The sequence below is a fragment of the Microbacterium sp. NPDC078428 genome (genome assembly GCF_044542535.1).
GTDB classification, from domain to species: Bacteria; Actinomycetota; Actinomycetes; order Actinomycetales; family Microbacteriaceae; genus Microbacterium; species Microbacterium limosum.
Genome location: NZ_JBITUP010000003.1, coordinates 418,348 through 436,628 on the forward strand (window position 1 = coordinate 418,348; position 18,281 = coordinate 436,628).

Below are 18,281 nucleotides of genomic sequence, written 5' to 3' on the forward strand. Positions count from 1 at the left end.
AATGGCCGACACCACGGGGCAGTACTTCAGCCGCTTCGACCGGGCGCTCCGGGTCGACGCCGGCGAGCCGGAAGGAGGGCGGCTGTCGGCGAAGGTCGCGATCGGGATCGCCAACCTGGACGGGTCGGACCCGCGGACGGTGCAGGCCGAATTCCAGCTGATGGGGCCGGGCGACGTCGCACGCCTCGCGTCGGCGGCGATCCTGCGCCGCTTCCCCGCCCCCGGCGCCGGCGACGCGGAGAAGGAGAAGCTCGCCCACGTCGAGTTCGCCGAACGCGACCTTCCGTGGAGGTACACGCCGAATCGGCCGTCCGGAGAGCAGCTCGACCCCTGGCTCGCGCTGGTCGTGGGGGTGCGGGGAGCCGACGGGATCTCGACGCGCCCCGACGGCTCGGTGCGCCTGTCGACCGCGGTGCAGAACGCCCACGCGCTGGGCGACTCGTGGCAGTGGGCGCATGTGCACAAGGTCGGTACATTCGAGCGCTCGCGGCTGTTGAGCCCTGTCGCGCTCACGGCCGACACCTCGTACATCGCGGTCGTCGTCCCGGCGTTCGCACCGGACGGCGAGCGGGCGTGGTCGGGTGCGGCGCCTCTCACCCTGCCGTGCTACGACCGCTGGGAGTTCCGCACCGGCCTTCTGGGTGACTTCCCGGATCTCGCCCGGCAGCTGCGCAAGGCCGACCTCGCCGATCTCGCGCTGCGGGGCGGGCGCCCGTTCGGCCGGGCCGACCTCGAATACCGTCCGCGCACGGGCGCCCCCGCCGTCACGCTCTCGGCGGCCGGCGCCCTGCGCGTGCCCGCCGACCCTCCGCCCGACCCCGCCGACGCGCCGCCGCCGCCCGAGATCGCGGCCGACGTCGCGGCACTGCAGACGGAGATCCTGTCGCCCGACGGCCGCAGGGTGATCACGGCGCCGGACTATCCCGGGGCGTTCCGGCCGCTCGATGCGCCGCCGCCCGCTGCCGGCACCTGGCCGGCGCAGCTGACCGAGGACCCGCGGTTGCGCGGCGCCGCCGGTCTCGGCGCGTGGACGGCGATCGCCTGGCAGGACCGCATCGCCGACGCAGCCGCGGTGCGGCTCGGCGACACGACGTCGGCGGCTGAGCGCATCCGCGCACTGGCGCTCGGCGTCGCGGCCACCCGTTCGCTGTGGCACCGTCGCATCCCGGGGGATTCCGAGCAGGCGCTGCTGGTGCTCGCGCCGGTGCTCGGCCGGCTCCCCGCGGATGGCGTCGGCAGCACGACGGTGCTGCGCGCGATCCGGGCGCGCCATTCGTCGGATTCCCCGGGTCGCCCGTCGTCACCGCAGCTCGCGCCGGCGCTGTTCTCGTCGGCCGCACGCCGGGCGCTGCGGCCGGGCACCGCCCGCTCCTCGCTCGCCGCTTCCGGACAATCGGGCGTCGCGACGCTCGTCGCTGTCGCAGCCGGGTGCCCCGATGCCACGGACCGCGGGGATGTGCTCGAGAAGCAGCATCCTGATCCGCAATTCGATCCGCTGCGGAGCGCGGTGGAGGCGATCCGCTCCGCGACGGACGATCCCTCCTTCGCGGAGAGCATCGTCGACCGGCTGTTCGTCGACCGGGAGGTCGAGCCGCACGCCGTCGCCGCCGTGCTGCTGGCGATGCAGCCCGGGCCCGACGGCCGGATCGACCACGAGGCGCTGGGTCGCCTGCTGGAGAGCCGCGACTTCCCCCCGTTGCCCGAACCCGACGGCGCCTGGGAGGAGACGCTGGACGAGTTCGCGCCCGAGTGCGCACCCGTCGATGTGGGGCGGCTGGGAGGTCTCGTCGTCGGCGCGATCAACCCCATGGTGCCCGAGCCGCCCGCCGCGATCCGAGTCTTCGCCACCCTGCCCGGCGTGCGGTCGATGCGCCCCCTCGAGGTCGAGCCCGAGCTCGACATCCCGCTGTGGAGCTTCCTCTCGACCTCCTCGCCGGACTGGATGCTGCCGGGCGTGGGCGACCTCGCGAAGCACGAGGTGATCGCGGTCGAGACCAACCCGCTGTTCGTTGAGGCGCTGCTCGTGGGCGCGAACAAGCAGACGACGGAGGAGCTGCGCTGGCGCAACGTGCCGATGCGGCCGCGGAGCTCGCCCCTGCGGCGGTTCTGGCAGCGGACCGACCGCGCCCTGGCAGGGAAGCCCGACGCGGTGCACGACATCCGGCCCATCCGCCTGTGGCCCGACGCGTCAGCGCTCGGCGACCCCGCCCTGACCCCGGACGCGCGCAGCAGCGAGGCGGTCGTGGTCTTCAATTCCCCGCTCTTCACGCGCTACCCGACGACCGTCGTGTACCTGTACGACGCGCGGCCGGCCGCGGGCGCCCCACCCGATTGGGACGATCCGCCCGGCCAGGATGCAACGCTCGCGGAGCCGCGCCGCGTCGACTTCACGTTCACCGGCACCATCGGCCCGCATGTGACGTTCTTCGGCTTCCCCAGGACGATCACCCAGCTCGCCCATCACTGGGTCGTGCTCGAGGAGCCGCCGGCGGGCTACCGCTTCACACAGGCCACGGCTCCCCTCGACCAGGTGCCGGAGACGCAGAACCACGGCGGTCAATTCGCCCACCGCCGCTTCGCACTGCCGGTGCGCGTGCTGATGGGACCGCTCGTATGACCCGTGTCGAAATGCTCGCGCCGCTGCGCATCGAGACGCGTTTCCACGAGGACGGCGCCGGCGGGTGGACGATGCGGGTGCGGGTGTACCCCGACGACTTCTCGCTCGCGCGATCGCCTGCGGCCCCGCAGCCCGAGGAGCTCGAGATCCTCCACCACGCGCTCGCGGCGATCGACCCGGAGGCGGACCCGGAGACCGCCGGTGAGGCGGCGTTCCGGTCCATCGCGGCCGCGCTCGGCGGCCGGCGGGCGTGGTGGCTGTGGCGCACGGCGACAAAGTCCGACACGGATGCTGCGGGCCTTCCGCGTCGCATGGTGGATGACGCGGTCACGGCCGCCGCGCAGACCGCCGAGGCGCGGACGCCCCTCGGTCTGCCCGAGGCGCTGGACGTCTGGCTCGTGCTCGACGGCGGGCCGCCGCGGCTCGCCGACACGCTGTCGGTGAACCGCGAGCAGATCGCGGCGGAGCTGGGCGCCGGACCGCTCCAGCCGCAGAATCGCACGCTCCCGCGCCTGTGGTGGCTCGACTACCAGCGGGCCGCGGACGTCGGCCTCGCGACGGAGATCGCGCTCAGCCAGAGCGAGGTCGACGCGCTCCAGGCCCTCGTCGTCGTGGGTACCGGAGACACGCACGCGCTCGACCTCTTCACCGCGCACGCGGCCGCCGGCCGCCTGGGCGTGGTGGCGCAGGGGGCGCCGACCAACACCGTCGCGGGCGACGCCGCGGCGCCCCTCGCGGACGACACCGAGACGTGGCTCCGGCTGCTCGACCGGGACGCGACGCAGCAGCCGGGGACGGCCGGGGTGCTCCGCGCCTTCGGGGTGCTCGACCCCGGTGGCGGCGCCGTCGGGGGTGGCACCGGCGACGCCACGCTTCCGCTTCCCGGCGGGGATCTGCCGCACGGCCGCGTCGCACGCCTCGCCGTGGAGGGGCTCTGGCCGGTGCTGTGGGGCCGCACCATCCGCGACGTCGTCGGCACACCCCCGGGGACGATGACCGAGCCCGACCTCGCCGAATGGGCCGCACGGTTCCTGGCGGTGGAAGGCCCCTGGCCCGCGATCCGGGTGGGCGACCAGCCGTACGGCCTTCTGCCGACCTCGGACTTCGGCGACGCCGACGAGCCGAACCCCGGAGACCTCGACGTGCGCTGGGAGGAGGCCCCCGAGGACGGCCTCCTCGCGCCCGACGTCGAGCACGGGGTCGTACGGGGGGCTGTGCCGTGGCGCGACGGCGCGGCGCGCGCCACCGCGGGGGCGACGACGGTGCCCGGCGCCTCGCCCGTCGTCGGCGCGGACGCCGCGACTCTCCTCGGCCTGCACGGGCGGCACGCCCCCTCGATGTTCTGGCGGGTGCGCCGCGTCGACGACCTGCCGATCGTGCAGGCCCAGCAGCTCACACAGGGGCACGTGATGAGCCGCGCGACCGCGTACGACCGGGCGACGGCGACCGCGTGGCACGACACGGGGGTGCCGTTCGCGCCGCTCACCGCGGCCGGCGTGCGGCGACACCTTCCCGGCCCGACGCGCGACGAGGATCCGGACATCGACTTCCTGTTCGAGATGCTCACGATGCACCCGGAGCCGCTCTACTTCGAACAGCGTCACGAGCTCGGCCTCCTCGGGCACCTCCTGCGCGAGTCGCTCATCATCGCCCGCGCCACCCTCGGGCGGGCGTCGATGGACATCGATCTGCAGCTCACTCCCGACCCGAGCAAGCGGATACCGCTCGACGACCGGTACCAGAACGTGGTCCAGCAGGGATCCGACGACGTCCTGCAGAAAATCTCCGACTCGGGCATCGAGGGAGAGCGAATCGTCCAGCGGTTCGAGGAGGTGCGTCGCTCGCTGGAAGAGCTCATCAACGAGTACGCCGCCGATCCCCCGTCGACGCTGCGGTCGATCAAGGCCGTGCTCGACGCCTCTTCCTTCCGCGCCGACCCGTGGCTGCTGGGCATGGCCGCCCGTCGGGCCGCGCTCATGGCGAGTTCGGAGACGCCCTTCCTCCTGGGCGCGTACGGCTGGGTCGATCGCCCGCAGCCGTGGACGCCGGGACGCCCGGGCCTCCCTGCCGGGCCGACGGAGGCCGGCCTGCTGCACGCGCCCTCCTTCGCCCAGGCGCAGGTCGCCGCGCTGCTGCGCGATGCGGCCGTGCGCACCAGGACCGAACGCCGCTGGGAGCTGAACCTGACCGCCGGGAAGGTGCGCGCCGCCATCCGACTGAACGACCGCGTGCGCCTAGGGCTGCATCCGTACGAAGCGCTCGGCCTCGAAGTCGAAGCGATCGCGGGCGATCCCGACCAGGTGAGAACCCTTCGGAAGGAGTTCCCGACGACCGCGGAGACCGCCGGCGCCGAGGACCGCACCCGCCGCGTGTGCAACGGCGTCGCGGTTCTGGACGTCCTACGGGCGGGCGGCACCCTTCCACCCACGCTGCCCGCCGATCTCGCGATGCGACTCGGGCACCTGAACGACGTGCTCGACACCTACGCCGACCTTCTCCTCGTCGACGGCGTGCACTCCCTCGTCACGCGCAGCCCCGAGGCCGGCGGCGCCGCGATGGAGGCGGCCGCAGGCCTGTCGACCCCCGTGGAGATGCTCGGCATCCGCACCCCGCGCGAGGCGACCACCGTCTCTGTCGCGTGCTGGCTCGTGCTGCCGGCCGGCCCCACCGCGGATGCCGGCACCGACCCCGTCGCCGTCGCCGACCCGGTGCTCTTCGCCCAGGTCGGAGGCGCGATCGACGATGCCGCCGACCCCGCCGTCGTCCGTGCCGTCCGGCTGCTCGGCGGCACCGAGGCCGCGCCCGACGCGATGCAGGAGCACGAGAAGCTCGTGCCCGCGATGGCGCAGAGCCTCAAGGTCCGCAGGGCGACGCTCCTCGACCGCGCGCGGGCGCTGGTGGCGACGCTGCTCGACGAACAGCCCGTCGTGACGGATGCTGCGCTCACGGCGCTCGATCGAGACTGGAAGCTGGGCCTGCACGACGTGGCGGAGGACTGGACTGCCGAAGACCGGCGGGCGGAGGCCGCCGCCGCGTTCGCCGCACGGATCGACGAGATCGGCGACGCCGAGCCCGAGGCGATCCCGGCACTCCAGGATCAGCTGCGCGCCCTCGTGGGCCGCCGGCACCTGCCCGTCGTGCCCGTGGTCGACCGCGCGGTGCTGCCGGACTGGGTCGGGGTCGCCCCAGGCAAGCTCGACACCGAGTGGCTCGAGATCGTCGCCGCGGTGCGGCCCCGGGTCGCCGCGCTCGAAGCGCACCAGCTCACCGCCTCGCCGCCGTGGCCGGCGGCGATCCTCGCTCCGGCCGGCGAACCGTGGGGCACGGCGGGCCCCGTCCACATCGCCTACGGGCCCGAGGTGACGGGTGGTCCGGGCTCCGTGGGCGTCGCGCTCCTCGACCGCTGGGCCGACTCGGTGCCGTCGCAGCACCATGTGACGCAGGCGGCGTTCGGCTTCAACGCCCCGAAGACCCGCGCGCCGAATGCGGTGCTCGTCGCCGTGCCGCCCGACACCGGCCTCGCCCTCGAGGGCGAGGCTCTGCTGCGCGTCGTGATGCAGGTGCGACGACTCACCCTTGCGCGCGCCGCGCGCCCCACCGACCGCGACGGGCTGCCGTGGGCGACACCCTCCCCGATCGTGCAGGCGGAGGCGCCCGTCGACATCAGGCAGGGGTGGCCGTCATGACGAACCTCCGCCGAGCATGGCTCGAACCCGGCCGCACCGACCCCGAGCTCGGGCTCCGCGCCGAGGTGGCAGACCCGGTGTGGTTCCTCGCCCGCCAGTGGGAGCTGGGCGAGTTCCAGGGCGAGGATGCCTCGTCGCCGGTGCGGGTGACCCTCACGCCGCAACAGGTGCCGTTGAGCTACGACACGACCCGGCCGCATCTCGACCCGACCGTGGTGCCCGGTGAGGCGCTCATCGAAGCCGAGCCCGGCGACTGGTGGACGATCGGGCGGCGCGCACGCGCGGGCCGCGTCATCGCACCGCTCCTCGGGGCGAATGAGCTCGACGGATTCCGGTTCGGGGCGCTTCCCGCCCCGTACGAGGACCTCGCCGGCGACGTGGACGGCCGGGCCGTGTTCGTCGCCGGCGTCCTCGCCGGGCACGCCGTCTGGCGCGACTTGGGGGTTCCGTCCCCGCCGCCGGACCGCTTCTCGCGGCGCGACCTGTCGTACACCGCGAGCTTCTCCGCAGGCGACACCGGGCTCGACGTGCGCGAGCACCGGGGCGGCGACGTCGACTGGTTCAGCGTCGAGGCCGGGACGGCACCGATCCTCCCCGCCGCCGTGGGGAAGCCGCCGGCGGCTGCGGAGGTGGTGCCGACGCGGCTCACCTTCCCCGGGGCGCCGCATCCCCGCTGGTGGCAGATCGAGGATGTGGCGGTCGATCTCGGCGCGTTCGCCCCCGATCGGTCGCACCTGGCGACCATGCTCCTGTCAGACCTCGCGGTCGCGGATGCCGAGGACTGGTTCGTCTTCCCCGTGCCCGCGGCATCCGATCCGGAGAACGGCATCGCGCCCCCCACCGCCGGTGTGCTCGCGAGCCTCGGCTCGGTGGTGCGCGTGACCGATTCGTTCGGCGACGAACACGACCTCGCGGCACCGCCACCCGCCGAGTGGTCGCTGTACTCCGTCGAAAACCTCGCGGCGACGGATCTCGTGGTCTGGCCGGTCGCGGTGGCGGCGCACAGCGGCCCGGTGCTCGACGACATCGTGATCGGCGTCGACGAGGACGCCAACCTGGCGTGGGCGGCCGAGCTGCGCGCTGACGGCGCCGAGCTGCTCGCCGACACGACCACCGGCGAAGCGATCGCGCAGGCGACGCGCACCGGCACGCGCCGGTTCCACTACACGCCGATGACGACCCTGCCAGCGCACTGGCATCCCTACACGCGCGAACAACCGGGCGCCGGCGCGACCGAGGAGGTCTGGCGGCAGGCGATCCTCGCGGACCTCACCGGATCCGTGCCGGTGCCGCGGCCGGGACCGGTGTCGCGACTGCTGGGCGGCCCCTCGGGGACGGGTGCGGGCAGCGGTCACGAGCTCGACCTCCGGGCCATTCCGAGCGCGGGCGTGCGGGTGCAGCGCCGCGCGCGCCTCGCCCGCGACACGAACGGCGCGCCCGTGCTCTGGATCGAGCGCAGCGCAGCGCCGGCGGCCGGCCCGCCGGTCTCGCACCTGCGCTGGGACGTGATGGTGGAGGCGCCGAAATCGGAGCCGAACCCGTGACCGCCATCGAGCGAAGGGAAGCCGGCCATGGCCGATGACCAGTTCCTCTCCATCCCCTCGATCCCGGGCGAGGTCGTGGGCGACCGGCATCCGGGTGCGATCGACGTCCTCAGCTGGAGCTGGGCGGTGTCGAACACCACCCTCGCCGGTCAGGGTGCAGGCGCGGGGCGCGTCGGCAAGCCGACCATCGCGGATATCGCACTGGCGCTGCGCTTGGACAAGGCGACGCCGAAGCTGTTCGATGCCTGTGCCCGCAGCATCCGTCTCGATCGGGGGGCGCGCACAGAGGTGAGGCCGCAGCAGGCGGTTCCGCGGGTCGTGACGTCCAAGCTCCCTGATCAGGGAGCGAAGATTCGGCTTTTGACCGGGAATTATGGTGGACACGGGCGGACTCAAACCGAACACCTGGCAGAGGTTCGAGCGGCTTAGTTCCGCGTGGGAGCAGGCGAAACTCGGTGCTGGCGATGAGCCGCAAGGTGCCGTCGAGGACGAGTCAGGTTAGCTGCAAGGTCGTAATACATGTCGGATCGTCTTCGTTCATCGTAGAGATGGTCGCGGTTCCCGTCTGACCCTCGTGCTCGATCGTCAGCGTTGCCTCGATGCCGCGTGGCGCCCAGATGCCGACGAACCCGTTGTCGTAGGTCTGCCGCACTTCGTCGAGGAGCACGTCTCCGTCTTCGCTGGTGAGGGTGACCTGGACTTTCGTGTTGGCGAGTTCACCGAGGCAGGTGGTCAGGCTGTGGAAGTAGCAGTCATGGGTCTGCTCCCGGTAGGGAGCAACTGAGATGTATACCTTGTCTTTGGGCATCGGCAGCTGTGTCTCGCGCTCCTGGTCGTCGGTGAGCACGAGCGCATCAGGCTGCACGGATGCGATCAGATCAGCGGGCCGGTCGGCGACGGGCATCGTGTCGAGCCGCTCGATGACCTCCGGGGTATCGAGACCTGCCAGATCGTGAGCTGCCAGGAAGTCGCTGTCGACGGCATGACTGTTGGTCGAGGTCGACGCGGGTTCGGGCGAGGACGCGGTGGCACATCCGGCGAGAACGAGCGTGGCGGCGAGCGTCGCGGTGGCGGCGACGATCAGTTTCCGCCGCCGGGGCGTGGTGGGGTGGGGCATGGTGTGATCCTTCAGGAGTGTCGGATGGGTCGGTGCCGGGCGCTCTCGCCGCGGCACCGACCCGGATGGTCGATCAGAGGGTCGCCAGGAGGTCCTGCATCTGTTGGATCTCGGTGTTCTGCGCGTCGATGATGGTCTGCGCGAGCTCGATGGCGTCGGGGTTGCTGCCGTTATCGACCTGCGTCTGGGCCATCTCTACCGCTCCCTCGTGGTGGGCGATCATCTGTTCCAGACACAGATGCGATGCCTCGGGGCCGTCGGCCGATTCGAGGGCGGTCAGGTCGTCCTCGGTCATCATGCCGTCGCCGTGGTCCATGCCGTCCATCTGCTGTTCCTCGGGTCGACGCCCCAGGCGTCCAGCCAGCCCTGGAGCTGTTCGATCTCAGGTCCCTGGGCGGCCTTGATCGCCTCGGCCAGTTCGACCACCTCGGGGTTGACATCCTCCTTGGCGAGGACAATGTCGCTCATCTCGATGGCCTGCTCGTGGTGGACGATCATTATCGAGGCGAACTTCACGTCCGCGTCGTTGGCATCGGCTGCCTGCGCGGACGAGCCGTGGTCCATGCCCGGCATCGAGCCCTCGTCGTCGCTTCCGGCCGAGCATCCGGCCAGGACCAGCGCAGCGATGAGGGCGAGTGCGGCGGTCGCCGCGGTACGAAACTTCATGAGTGTTCTCCAGTATCAACAGTCGCTTCACTGGCGCGACACCTGAGAGGGCACCGCGTGAATGAGTGAGGGGGAACCGTCGGCGCTGGTGCGCGCCGGGTTCACCGCCCCATCACGTGCGACTGATGCAGAGAACGTGCGGCGACGGCGCCCGAGGCAGCAGCCGGTCGATGGACCGCGCCACGAGCAACGGCCGGGGTGCGGTGTGCATCCATCCGGGCAGAAGTCGAGGTGGCACCAGGATGAGAAGGACGAGCAGTAGTGCGAGCACGCATGCCATCGCCATGCCCAGATGGGTGCCGGCCCCGCAATCCATACATGTACCACCGGGATCACTGGCAGTGCCGCTGGACTCATGCGTGCCTGCCGCGCCGTGATGAGCGCCCGCGGCGGCGCTTGTAGAGACCGAGATCACGGCGGGCGCGTGGGCTGCCGCGGTGCCGTGCAGGTTCAACGTATGCATGGCCAGCAGCCCGATGACGACCGCTGCCACTAGCAGCCCTCCGAGCACGACGCGCCGGAGGAAGCCCTGAAGACCTTTCCCGGATCGCGTTGCCGCCGTCTCCGCCATACACCGCAGTCTACCGGCCCCGATGTGCGTCCGCCGACGGCGAGAGTGATCGGCTCGGCCGAGATCGACCGCCTCCGTGTCCCGCCGAGTGTCCCGTGTCACGGTTCTGGCACTGCTGTTTGAGGGAGGCTTGAACGGCTGAGCTGAAGGAGGCCGTGATGCCCGGACCGCCGGTGATTCCGCCGGAGAAGAAGACCAGGATCGTGCTCGCGGTGCTCGCGGGCGAGCTGACCGTTGCGGAGGCTGCCCGCAAGGAGGGTGTGTCCGACAGAACCACCCGCAGACGCAAGGAAAGATCGAGCGGTTCCATCAGACCCTCAAGCGCTGGCTGGGCGTCCGGCCCCGCGCACTCACCATCCCCGAGCTGCAGGGGCAGCTCGACCAGTTCCGGGACCACTACAACACCACCCGCCCCCATCGCGCCCGCGGCACCACCCCCGCCGCGGCCTACGCCGCAGCTCCGAAAGCCGCTCCCGCCGGGCTGAAGCGCCCCAGGTTTGATGCCGCATCCTTTTGAGTTGGAAGGATGTATGTCATGCCGAAGAAGATCGATCCCGCGCTGCGTGACCGGGCGGTGCGGCTGGTGCGGGAGCACCGGTCGGAGTACCCGTCGCTCACGGCCGCGTCAGCGGCCGTCGCCCGCCAGGTCGGAGTCGGCCACGAGTCCGTGCGGCGGTGGGTGCTGCAAGCCGATATCGACGACGGCACCCGCGACGGCGTCACGTCGGGTGAGCACGCTGAGATCAAGCGGCTCAAGGCCGAGAACGCGCGACTCCGGGAAGACGTCGCGATCCTTCGTGCGGCGACGACTTTCTTCGTGGGGGAACTCGACCCCCGCAACCGTTGATGCTGGGCTTCATCGACACGATGAGAGCTGAGGGTCACGCGGTCGAGTCGATCTGCCGGGTCCTGCGCGAGCAGGGCTGCCAGATCGCCGCGCGCACCTACCGAGCCCACCGGCAAGGCCTCGTCGCGGCGCGCACCGTGTCGGACGCTCGAGTCGTCGATGCCGTCCGTGAGGCCGCCTGGACCATCGTCCAGGTTGGCGGGCGTGAACGTCGGGTGCTGACCCCGGAAGGACTCTACGGGCGGCGGAAGATGACCGCCCTAATCCGCCGCACCACGATCCCGGCCGCGTCGCGCGGCGCGGTCGACCGGGCCATGCGCGTGCTCGGCCTGTCGGGTATCCGCCGCGACAAGGGCATCCGCACCACGATTCCCGCGAAGGACGGGGTCCGGGCCGGCGACCTGCTGAACCGCGACTTCACCGCCCCCACGCCGGATCACACCTGGGTGATGGACTTCACGTACTGCCGCACCTGGGCCGGCTGGGTGTACGTCGCGTTCATCGTCGACGTCTACTCGCAGCGCATCGTGGCCTGGCATGCACAGACCACCAAGCACGTCGAGCTCGTGATGATCCCGCTGCGCATGGCGCTCTGGGAACGCGGCCGGCAAGGCCACCCCATTCAACCGGATCAACTGCGAGCACATTCGGACGCGGGGTCTCAGTACGTCTCGCTCGCCTACACCGACAAGCTCGCGCTCGACGGCATCGCCCCGTCGATCGGGTCCGTGGGCGACGCGCTCGACAACGCGCTCATGGAGACGATCAACGGGCTCTACAAGGCCGAGTGCATCCGCACCACCGTGTTCCACGACGGCCCCTATCGGACCCTCAGCGACGTCGAGTTCGCGACCGCCGGCTGGGTCGACTGGTACAACACTCGTAGGCTTCACTCGAGCCTCGGCTACGTCCCACCCGCCGAGTTCGAGCAAGCCCACTACGCGACTCTCAACCGAGAGCCGCAACCCGCATAGGAGCGGCAAGAAACCTGGGGCGCTTCAACCGGGAAGAACTCCATCACCAGGGTAACGAGAAAGCCCAGAAGGATGAGCCCGAGAAACGGGCGGTTCCGTAGCACTCCTGGTGCGGCGGACGTAGCCTTCACCGAGCGAGATGGCGTGTGCGGCGGCATCCGCATCGTGAACACAAGTATGGCTGCCATCCTCGACGTGACGAGTCTGACCGCCAGCAGCCAAGGCGACATGGCGGGGTCCCAGGCCAGCAGCACGGCAGGGAGCGCGCCAGCACCGTAGCCAGCCGAACGCACCATCTCAACGCGAGCGGACTGCGCATCGTGAGAGCCGTCGCTGGGACGCGATGCTGTCAGGAAGGCGTATAGCGATCCGTAGTGCAGCTGCATCCCGGCGGCGCAGATCGCGCTCCCGGCAATCGCCCCGGGGCCAACCGGGTACGAGTAGGTAGACGAGCATCGCGATGGCTCGGAGCAACTGTCCGGTGCCGATCACCCTGCGAGGGCCAACTCGGTCGACCAGCGTCGCGGCGAGCACCGGGAACAGCAGTCCGACGCCTGCCCCGATGCCCAATGCGAGGCCCGCGTCCGCAACCGAGAATCCGCGAACTTGGATGAGGAAGAGTGCCGCAACGGGGAGGTACATTCCCGCGCCAGCGCTGTCGAGGGCGACGAGCGCGCTGCCACCGGGTGTTCTTGTTCGCTCGGGCAGGTGTACCGACGCGCCCCGCGACGCCTGACGACTCAGGAGCGCACTTCCTGGGTTCGTGTGCCTCGGCGGCTAGCTTCGAGGGCTGAGGTGAGCGTTCGAGCGTCGTAGCCTCCCAGCAACCGTCGGCCGTCTACGAAGAACGTCGGGGTGGCGTGCGCCCCGCTTGCATCGGCGCTTTCGAGATCCCGCTCCACACGGGCACGTACGGCGGCACTATCGAGGTCAGCCGTGAACTGGGCGACATCCAGGCCCAGCTCTTCGGCGTAGCGGATCAGATCTTCGCGCTCGAGCGCATCTTGCCGCGTGAAGACGAAGTCCAGCCACGGCCAGAACATCCCCTGATTCGATGCCGCCTCCGACGCTCGTGCGGCTATGGGGCCGTGAGGGTGATGTGGCAGCTGGCGAACGACATACCGGAGATCGTCCCCGAACCGGCTGCGAAGGTCCTCCCAGGAACCCGTTGCGTGCGCGCAATAGGGGCATTCGAAGTCGATGTACTCGACGAGCGTGAGCTGGGCGTCCTCTGGTCCGCGGATGTGGTCAACTTCAGGATCAACGGGTGGTGTGAGCACCATCGGCAGATCTGCCGTCTCCTCTCCCCAGCGTTTCGCAGCAACCCGGAAAATCAGCCAACCAAGCGCGGTAGCGAGCACCATCGCGACCAACACTCCGACGGTCGCTTGCCGACCCAGGTCGGACGTCGAGCCGAACGCGAGGCCGATCACCAGGAGCGACACGGTGAACCCGATCCCCGAAAGCGCCGCGCCGCCAAACACGCTGCCCATCCCGACACCTTCGGGTAGCCGACCGGCTCCAAGCTTCACAGCGACGAAGGTGGCGAGACCGATGCCGAGAAGTTTGCCGAGCACGAGACCCACGATGACTCCCCACGTCACGGAGGACTGGAAGGAATCAACGAGCACGCCGCCGCGCAGGTCGACGCCAGCGTTCGCGAGCGCGAAGATCGGGACGATGACGAGCGCGGTCGGCATGCGCAAGACCTCGTGCATGCGTTCATTTACCGAGATACCTAGCGCCAAGCCTCGATCGACTGCACGGGCCGATGCCGCGCTCGGCGACTGCCAGAAGTCGCGGAACAGCTGACGAGCCGCGACCACCTTGTGCCGACGCGTCGGGTAGGCGGGGATAAGGAGTCCTGCGACCATGCCCGCGAGGGAGGCGTGGACTCCGGAATCAACGGTCGCGAACCAGAGCACAATGACAATCAGCACGTACGGTGTGGCGCTCCATTGCCGCGAACGACCCAGAAGCCACAACCCGGCGACGCAGGCAACTGCGATCAGCAGCGGAACGAGCCGGATCTCGTCGCTGTAGACAATGCCGATGACGGAGACGGCGAGGAAGTCATCGACGACGGTGAGGGTGAGTAGGAACACCCGCAACTGGCCGGAGAGTTTCGGGCCGACGAGCGCGAGGGCACCCAACAGGAACGCGGTGTCGGTACCGACCACCGCGCCCCATCCACCGAGCCCGTCGCCGCCCGCGGCGGCCACGATCAGGATGTAGAAAACTGCGGGCAGTGCCACGCCGGCGACGCCGGCGATCAACGCGAGACGCGCGCGGCTGGCGTCTCGGAGCGACCCATGCGCGAACTCCTGTCGCACCTCGAGGCCAACGACGAAGAAGAAGACCACCATGAGGCCGTCGTTGATCCAGTGGTGTAGGTTCATGTGCAGTCCGAACTCGCCGACATCGAACCCGATCTCGACATCCCACAGCCCGAAGTAGGCCTCGGAGAGTGGCGAGTTCGCCCAGAGCAAGGCGACCGCTGCGACGACGACCAAGAGCAGAGCCGAACCCGACTCCGTGCGAATCATTCGCCAACTAGTGCGCCGTTCCATCGGCCCATTCGTCATGCGGGAAGCATATCGGGACCTAAGGGCAGCGCCCGGCGGCGAGACTTGTTGAATCGTGCAGCGCGCAAGGCGGAATGGAGACGAAGCGGGTTATGGGGCTCATCGCATTTGAGGGTGTAGCAGTGGTCTGAATCCTCCGGTTTCGAGGAGAGATCGGGCGATGTAGTTGGTGAGGTTGCGGAAGCCGAGGGCGGAGCCGCGGGGGTGCTCGAGGCGGCCGTTGATCGCCTCGGTCGGGCCGTTCGAAGTGCCGGGCCGGTCGAAGTAGGCGAGCACGTCGGTGGCTCGTCGTTTCAGTGTCCGCCCGAGTTTGCCGATCTCCTTGAGCGCTTGCGGGACGCGCGAGCCGATGGCGTCGATGAGCGCCTGCATGAGCTGCTTCCCCTTGACTCTGTCGGGCTCGCGGTAGGCGGTCACGAGCCGCTGATAGAACTCCCACGTGACCTCGACCGCGCCATGCCGTTCGTCGGCGAACAGCGCGTCCAGTCGCGCGCCTTGCCGTTCGGTGAGGAAGCACATCTCGGTGTGCAGGGTGCGGCGGGCGCCGTAGAGCGGATCGCCCTTGCGGCCACGATGGCCGTGGATGTGCTGCTGCACGCGCCTACGGCAGTCGTCCAGCGTCGCCGGCGAGGCGGACGACGTGGAACGGATCCATGTCCGCGACCGCGTCCGGCACCTCTTCCGCGGCGGCGGTCTTGAAACCGGCGAAGCCATCCATCGCCACCACCGTGAGCGCGTCCCTCCATGCTTTCGTGCGGGCCGAGAGCCACGTCTTGAACGCCTGCTTCGAGCGGCAGGAGCCCTATCGAGCAGGCGTGCCGGGCCGGTCTTCTCGCGGGTCGGGGTGAGGTCCATGATGACGGTCACGTCGTTGTCGCCGTGCCTGGTGTGGCGCCAGACGTGCTCGTCAACGCCGAGCGGCGTCACGCCCTCCAGCCGTGCCGGGTCGTCGATCAGCAGCCGCCGCCCCTCGGCCAACACCGCATCGTTGGCCGTGCGCCAGGCCACGCCCAGCCCGGCCGCGACGCGAGCCATCGAGAGGTGATCGATCACGATCCCCTCCAGCGCCCACTGCAGCCCACCCCGCGACAGCTTCGCTCGCGTCGCCGACGACGCCGTGCTGTCTTGGCGCCAGTGCGCCCGCACGGTGAGCAGCGGTAGCGGCGCACGCGCAGCAGCAGCGTCGTCGGCCGGTGACCGAAAGGCTCGTGCGCCAACCGGCGCGTCACCGTGCCTCGCGGCACGCCCTCGGCGCCGCAGCCCCGGCACCACGGGTCGGCCTCTGTCAGCCGGCACTCCAACATCGTCCGATCCGGCTAGAGGCGCTGCCCGACCACTTCTAGGCCGAGCTCGTCGAGGCGGCAGAACGTGGCCAGGTCAGGGGTCGCGAAGGTAGCGCCTTCGCGTCTCATCCCAATCGCCCCTGATCGGGTCTGCTGATCCTCTCGACGAGAACACAGCGACATCACAGCCACCCAACCCCGACCGTCCGGGAAGCCGGGACACGTCGCATGGCCTGTGCTGCGGGCGTGTCGAGTGGGTCGTTCGGGGGCGACGCAGGAGCGTCGACGCGACGTGCTGAGAGGTGGTTCTAAGGCATGGCGATAGGTCAGGAACGGCGTCGCTCCCTGCGCAGGAGGGAGCGCAGAGTCTCGGCGTTCGCGTAGCCGACCCGTAGCGCGATCTCGGCGGAGGTGAGGTCCGTGGTTGCTGAGAGGTGCCGAGCTCGTTCGATGCGAAGCCGTTGGACGAAGCCGAGCGGAGTGAGGTTGAGCGCCGCACGGACTCGTCGTTCGAGGGTGCGCCGACTGGTGCCGAGCCACTGCGCGACGAAGGCCACGTTGAACGGTTCGTCCAGGCGGGCGCGCACGAAGCGTTCGAACTCGACGACGATCGGGTCCTCGTGCCGGAGATGTTCGTAGGCGACGAAGGCCGCCTGCGACGGGCGCTCGTCGATGATGAGGAGCTTGGCGACATGTTGGGCCAGGTCGGGGCTGATCGATCGCACGAGTGAGAGCGCGAGGTCGATGTGGGCGAAGGCGGCGCCGGCGGTGACGAGGTTCCCGTCGACCACGACCATGGTGTCGAGATCGAGGGCGACGGTCGGATAGCGCTTCAGGAACTCCGGCCCCAGGAACCAGCTGGTCGTCGCCCGCCGATGATGCATCCGTCCGGTCTCGGCGACGGCGAACACGCCGGTGCACGCCGCGGCGATCCGGGTGGTCGCCTCGTTGAGGCGCCCGAGCGAGGCGATGACCGAACGAACATCTCGGCTCTGGAGGGCGTCGTTGGTAGCGGCGGCCGTAAGGGTTCCAAGCGCAGGGACGACGACCACGTCGAACTCTCCGGACTCCGACAGCGGGTGGTCCACCGACAGGGTCATCGATGCCGTCGTGGTCACTCGCCGTTTCGGTCCGAGGATGGCGAGTTCGATCGGGTCGATCCGCGGGTCGACATCGCCGCGGGCTCCGTCCGCCACCCGCACGATGTCGATGATCGACGCGATAGCCGAACCGAAGCAGCCGTCGATCACGATCAGTCCGATACGCATGACGTAAACAATAGCAATACTGCCGTATACGCCACTCCCCACCGGCCCTTGTCCGTCATACGCTGAACTCGTCCCACGAAGAACCCCGACCTCAAGGAGAGTCCCTCATGTCCACACCCGCATCACTTCCGTATGCCTTCGTCGCCAAGATCGTCGCGGCCGATGGACAGCACGACGCGCTCGCCGATCTGCTCGCCGGCGCTGTCGCACTCGCCAACGAAGAAGTAGGAACGATTGTCTGGTTCGCGGTCAGGACCCACGCCGACACCTTCTGGATCTTCGATGCATTTCCCGACGAGGCCGCTCGCGACGCCCACGCCAACGGCGCCATCGTCGCAGCCCTGATGGCCAACCAGCACCTCCTCGGCGCAGCACCCGAGATCCTGGCGGCCGACGTCCTCGCGTCCAAGCTCCCGTAGTCCGCCAACGCACGAGACGATCGCGCCCCGCCGAGCCGGAGGACCCGACCGCCTCGACACCCGTACCACGTTGACGATCCCCGACGGGCCGATCACGCGGAGGCCAGCCAACACCAGGCGCAAGCCTGGAGCGGCACTGGTTCACCGGTGGCCATCGAGAGAGCCAGCGCGGTTCCATGGCAGCGCAACTGTGGCAACTTGCCCTCCGTCCCGCTAGGCGCTGCGGGCGGGTCTTGGCTGCGATCCGTGGCCGTGACGGGAGACGCGTTGCGCGTCGCAGCGATGACGGGTCGTTGGCGTTCCGGGGCCGTTGCGTTCGTGCGCGCCGCGTGCGACGTGGAACATCTCGCTGCGCACACAACGATCACTGCGCCGGCGCACCGTTGACACCTCGCACGCCAGGTCGCGACACAACGCCCCGCCGCGTTGCCAAGCGGAGCGAGGCCTACCGGCACACGGACAGGATGCCGGCCGCGAGCGCTCAGCGGGCGAGGGGGTCCGTCGCAGAGGAGAGCGACGTCGGTGTCGGGCAGAGCCGTGAGGCCAGCGTATCGCGCGACCACCAGAACCGAACAGACGACGACGAGACTCACGTAAAGTGCCCGCGAAACGCCCTCGGTGCCTCATTTGAGATTGCCCGCGAAATGGTGACGCTCGGGGCATGGGAAGTGAGTTGTCGATGGGTGCGCGTGTCGAGATCACGA

The 18,281-nt window shown here is 70.1% G+C and carries 11 protein-coding genes and 3 pseudogenes; 7 read left to right on the top strand and 7 right to left on the bottom strand.

Annotation, left to right across the window (positions count from 1 at the left end):
* The first annotated feature begins 1 nt into the window (after position 1).
* Genes ACIGCK_RS08400 through ACIGCK_RS08415 form a run of 4 tightly spaced genes read left to right on the top strand, consistent with a single transcriptional unit; the run spans position 2 to position 8,276 of the window.
* Positions 2 to 2,617, top strand: a complete 2,616-nt coding sequence (locus ACIGCK_RS08400; RefSeq protein ID WP_396665288.1) for a hypothetical protein — start codon at positions 2 to 4, stop codon at positions 2,615 to 2,617.
* Positions 2,614 to 6,303 (top strand): hypothetical protein, encoded by a 3,690-nt coding sequence (locus tag ACIGCK_RS08405; RefSeq protein WP_396665290.1) that lies wholly within the window; start codon positions 2,614 to 2,616, stop codon positions 6,301 to 6,303. Before ACIGCK_RS08400 ends, ACIGCK_RS08405 begins: the two co-directional genes overlap by 4 nt.
* Positions 6,300 to 7,847, top strand: coding sequence for a hypothetical protein (locus tag ACIGCK_RS08410; RefSeq protein WP_396665291.1), 1,548 nt, complete (start codon positions 6,300 to 6,302; stop codon positions 7,845 to 7,847). The genes ACIGCK_RS08405 and ACIGCK_RS08410 overlap by 4 nt, the downstream gene beginning before the upstream one ends.
* Positions 7,848 to 7,874: 27 nt before the next feature.
* Positions 7,875 to 8,276 (top strand): type VI secretion system tube protein Hcp, encoded by a 402-nt coding sequence (locus ACIGCK_RS08415; protein WP_396665292.1) that lies wholly within the window; start codon positions 7,875 to 7,877, stop codon positions 8,274 to 8,276.
* Positions 8,277 to 8,340: 64 nt separating this feature from the next.
* Here ACIGCK_RS08415 and ACIGCK_RS08420 read toward each other — a convergent pair whose 3' ends face one another.
* The 3 genes and pseudogenes from ACIGCK_RS08420 to ACIGCK_RS08430 all read right to left on the bottom strand — a co-directional run bounded on the left by ACIGCK_RS08420 (position 8,341) and on the right by ACIGCK_RS08430 (position 10,201).
* A complete protein-coding gene (locus ACIGCK_RS08420; protein ID WP_396665294.1) occupies positions 8,341 to 8,964 on the bottom strand; it encodes a CueP family metal-binding protein in 624 nt (207 codons plus the stop codon).
* 73 nt (positions 8,965 to 9,037) lie between these two features.
* Positions 9,038 to 9,630, bottom strand: a pseudogene (locus ACIGCK_RS08425) (DUF305 domain-containing protein).
* Between the two features lie 112 nt (positions 9,631 to 9,742).
* Positions 9,743 to 10,201: a hypothetical protein gene (locus ACIGCK_RS08430; protein ID WP_396665295.1), complete on the bottom strand. Its 459-nt coding sequence runs from the start codon at positions 10,199 to 10,201 to the stop codon at positions 9,743 to 9,745.
* Between the two features lie 265 nt (positions 10,202 to 10,466).
* Between ACIGCK_RS08430 and ACIGCK_RS08435 the strand changes: the two are divergent.
* Both ACIGCK_RS08435 and ACIGCK_RS08440 read left to right on the top strand, forming a co-directional pair.
* Positions 10,467 to 10,676 (top strand): annotated as a pseudogene (locus ACIGCK_RS08435) (integrase core domain-containing protein); the annotation flags it as partial.
* Positions 10,677 to 10,736: 60 nt separating this feature from the next.
* A protein-coding gene (locus tag ACIGCK_RS08440) for an IS3 family transposase (protein WP_396665296.1) occupies positions 10,737 to 12,022 on the top strand; the annotation gives its coding sequence in 2 pieces (ribosomal slippage) (positions 10,737 to 11,010 and positions 11,010 to 12,022; 1,287 coding nt in all).
* Positions 12,023 to 12,319: 297 nt separating this feature from the next.
* Here ACIGCK_RS08440 and ACIGCK_RS08445 read toward each other — a convergent pair.
* The 4 genes and pseudogenes from ACIGCK_RS08445 to ACIGCK_RS08460 form a co-directional block, all read right to left on the bottom strand.
* Positions 12,320 to 12,766 (bottom strand): MFS transporter, encoded by a 447-nt coding sequence (locus ACIGCK_RS08445; protein ID WP_396665314.1) that lies wholly within the window; start codon positions 12,764 to 12,766, stop codon positions 12,320 to 12,322.
* The gene (nhaA, locus tag ACIGCK_RS08450; protein WP_396665315.1) at positions 12,763 to 14,592 is read right to left on the bottom strand and encodes a Na+/H+ antiporter NhaA; all 1,830 of its coding nucleotides are present in this window, start codon (positions 14,590 to 14,592) and stop codon (positions 12,763 to 12,765) included. The genes ACIGCK_RS08445 and nhaA overlap by 4 nt, the downstream gene beginning before the upstream one ends.
* A gap of 114 nt (positions 14,593 to 14,706) precedes the next feature.
* Positions 14,707 to 16,019 (bottom strand): annotated as a pseudogene (locus tag ACIGCK_RS08455) (ISL3 family transposase).
* A 197-nt stretch (positions 16,020 to 16,216) separates the two neighbouring features.
* Positions 16,217 to 17,158: a GlxA family transcriptional regulator gene (locus tag ACIGCK_RS08460; protein ID WP_396665297.1), complete on the bottom strand. Its 942-nt coding sequence runs from the start codon at positions 17,156 to 17,158 to the stop codon at positions 16,217 to 16,219.
* Between the two features lie 107 nt (positions 17,159 to 17,265).
* Between ACIGCK_RS08460 and ACIGCK_RS08465 the strand changes: the two genes are divergently transcribed.
* Entirely contained in the window at positions 17,266 to 17,577 is a 312-nt protein-coding gene (locus tag ACIGCK_RS08465) for a putative quinol monooxygenase (protein WP_003941073.1), read from the top strand.
* Positions 17,578 to 18,281: the final 704 nt, after the last annotated feature.

What these genes read in the sequence shown, in the direction of transcription:
- ACIGCK_RS08400 (WP_396665288.1), top strand. Translation starts at nt 2, where the DNA reads ATGGCCGACACCACGGGGCAGTACTTCAGCCGCTTCGACCGGGCGCTC.
- ACIGCK_RS08405 (WP_396665290.1), top strand. Translation starts at nt 2,614, where the DNA reads ATGACCCGTGTCGAAATGCTCGCGCCGCTGCGCATCGAGACGCGTTTC.
- ACIGCK_RS08410 (WP_396665291.1), top strand. Translation starts at nt 6,300, where the DNA reads ATGACGAACCTCCGCCGAGCATGGCTCGAACCCGGCCGCACCGACCCC.
- ACIGCK_RS08415 (WP_396665292.1), top strand. Translation starts at nt 7,875, where the DNA reads ATGGCCGATGACCAGTTCCTCTCCATCCCCTCGATCCCGGGCGAGGTC.
- ACIGCK_RS08420 (WP_396665294.1), bottom strand. Translation starts at nt 8,964, where the DNA reads ATGCCCCACCCCACCACGCCCCGGCGGCGGAAACTGATCGTCGCCGCC.
- ACIGCK_RS08430 (WP_396665295.1), bottom strand. Translation starts at nt 10,201, where the DNA reads ATGGCGGAGACGGCGGCAACGCGATCCGGGAAAGGTCTTCAGGGCTTC.
- nhaA (WP_396665315.1), bottom strand. Translation starts at nt 14,592, where the DNA reads ATGGAACGGCGCACTAGTTGGCGAATGATTCGCACGGAGTCGGGTTCG.
- ACIGCK_RS08460 (WP_396665297.1), bottom strand. Translation starts at nt 17,158, where the DNA reads ATGCGTATCGGACTGATCGTGATCGACGGCTGCTTCGGTTCGGCTATC.
- ACIGCK_RS08465 (WP_003941073.1), top strand. Translation starts at nt 17,266, where the DNA reads ATGTCCACACCCGCATCACTTCCGTATGCCTTCGTCGCCAAGATCGTC.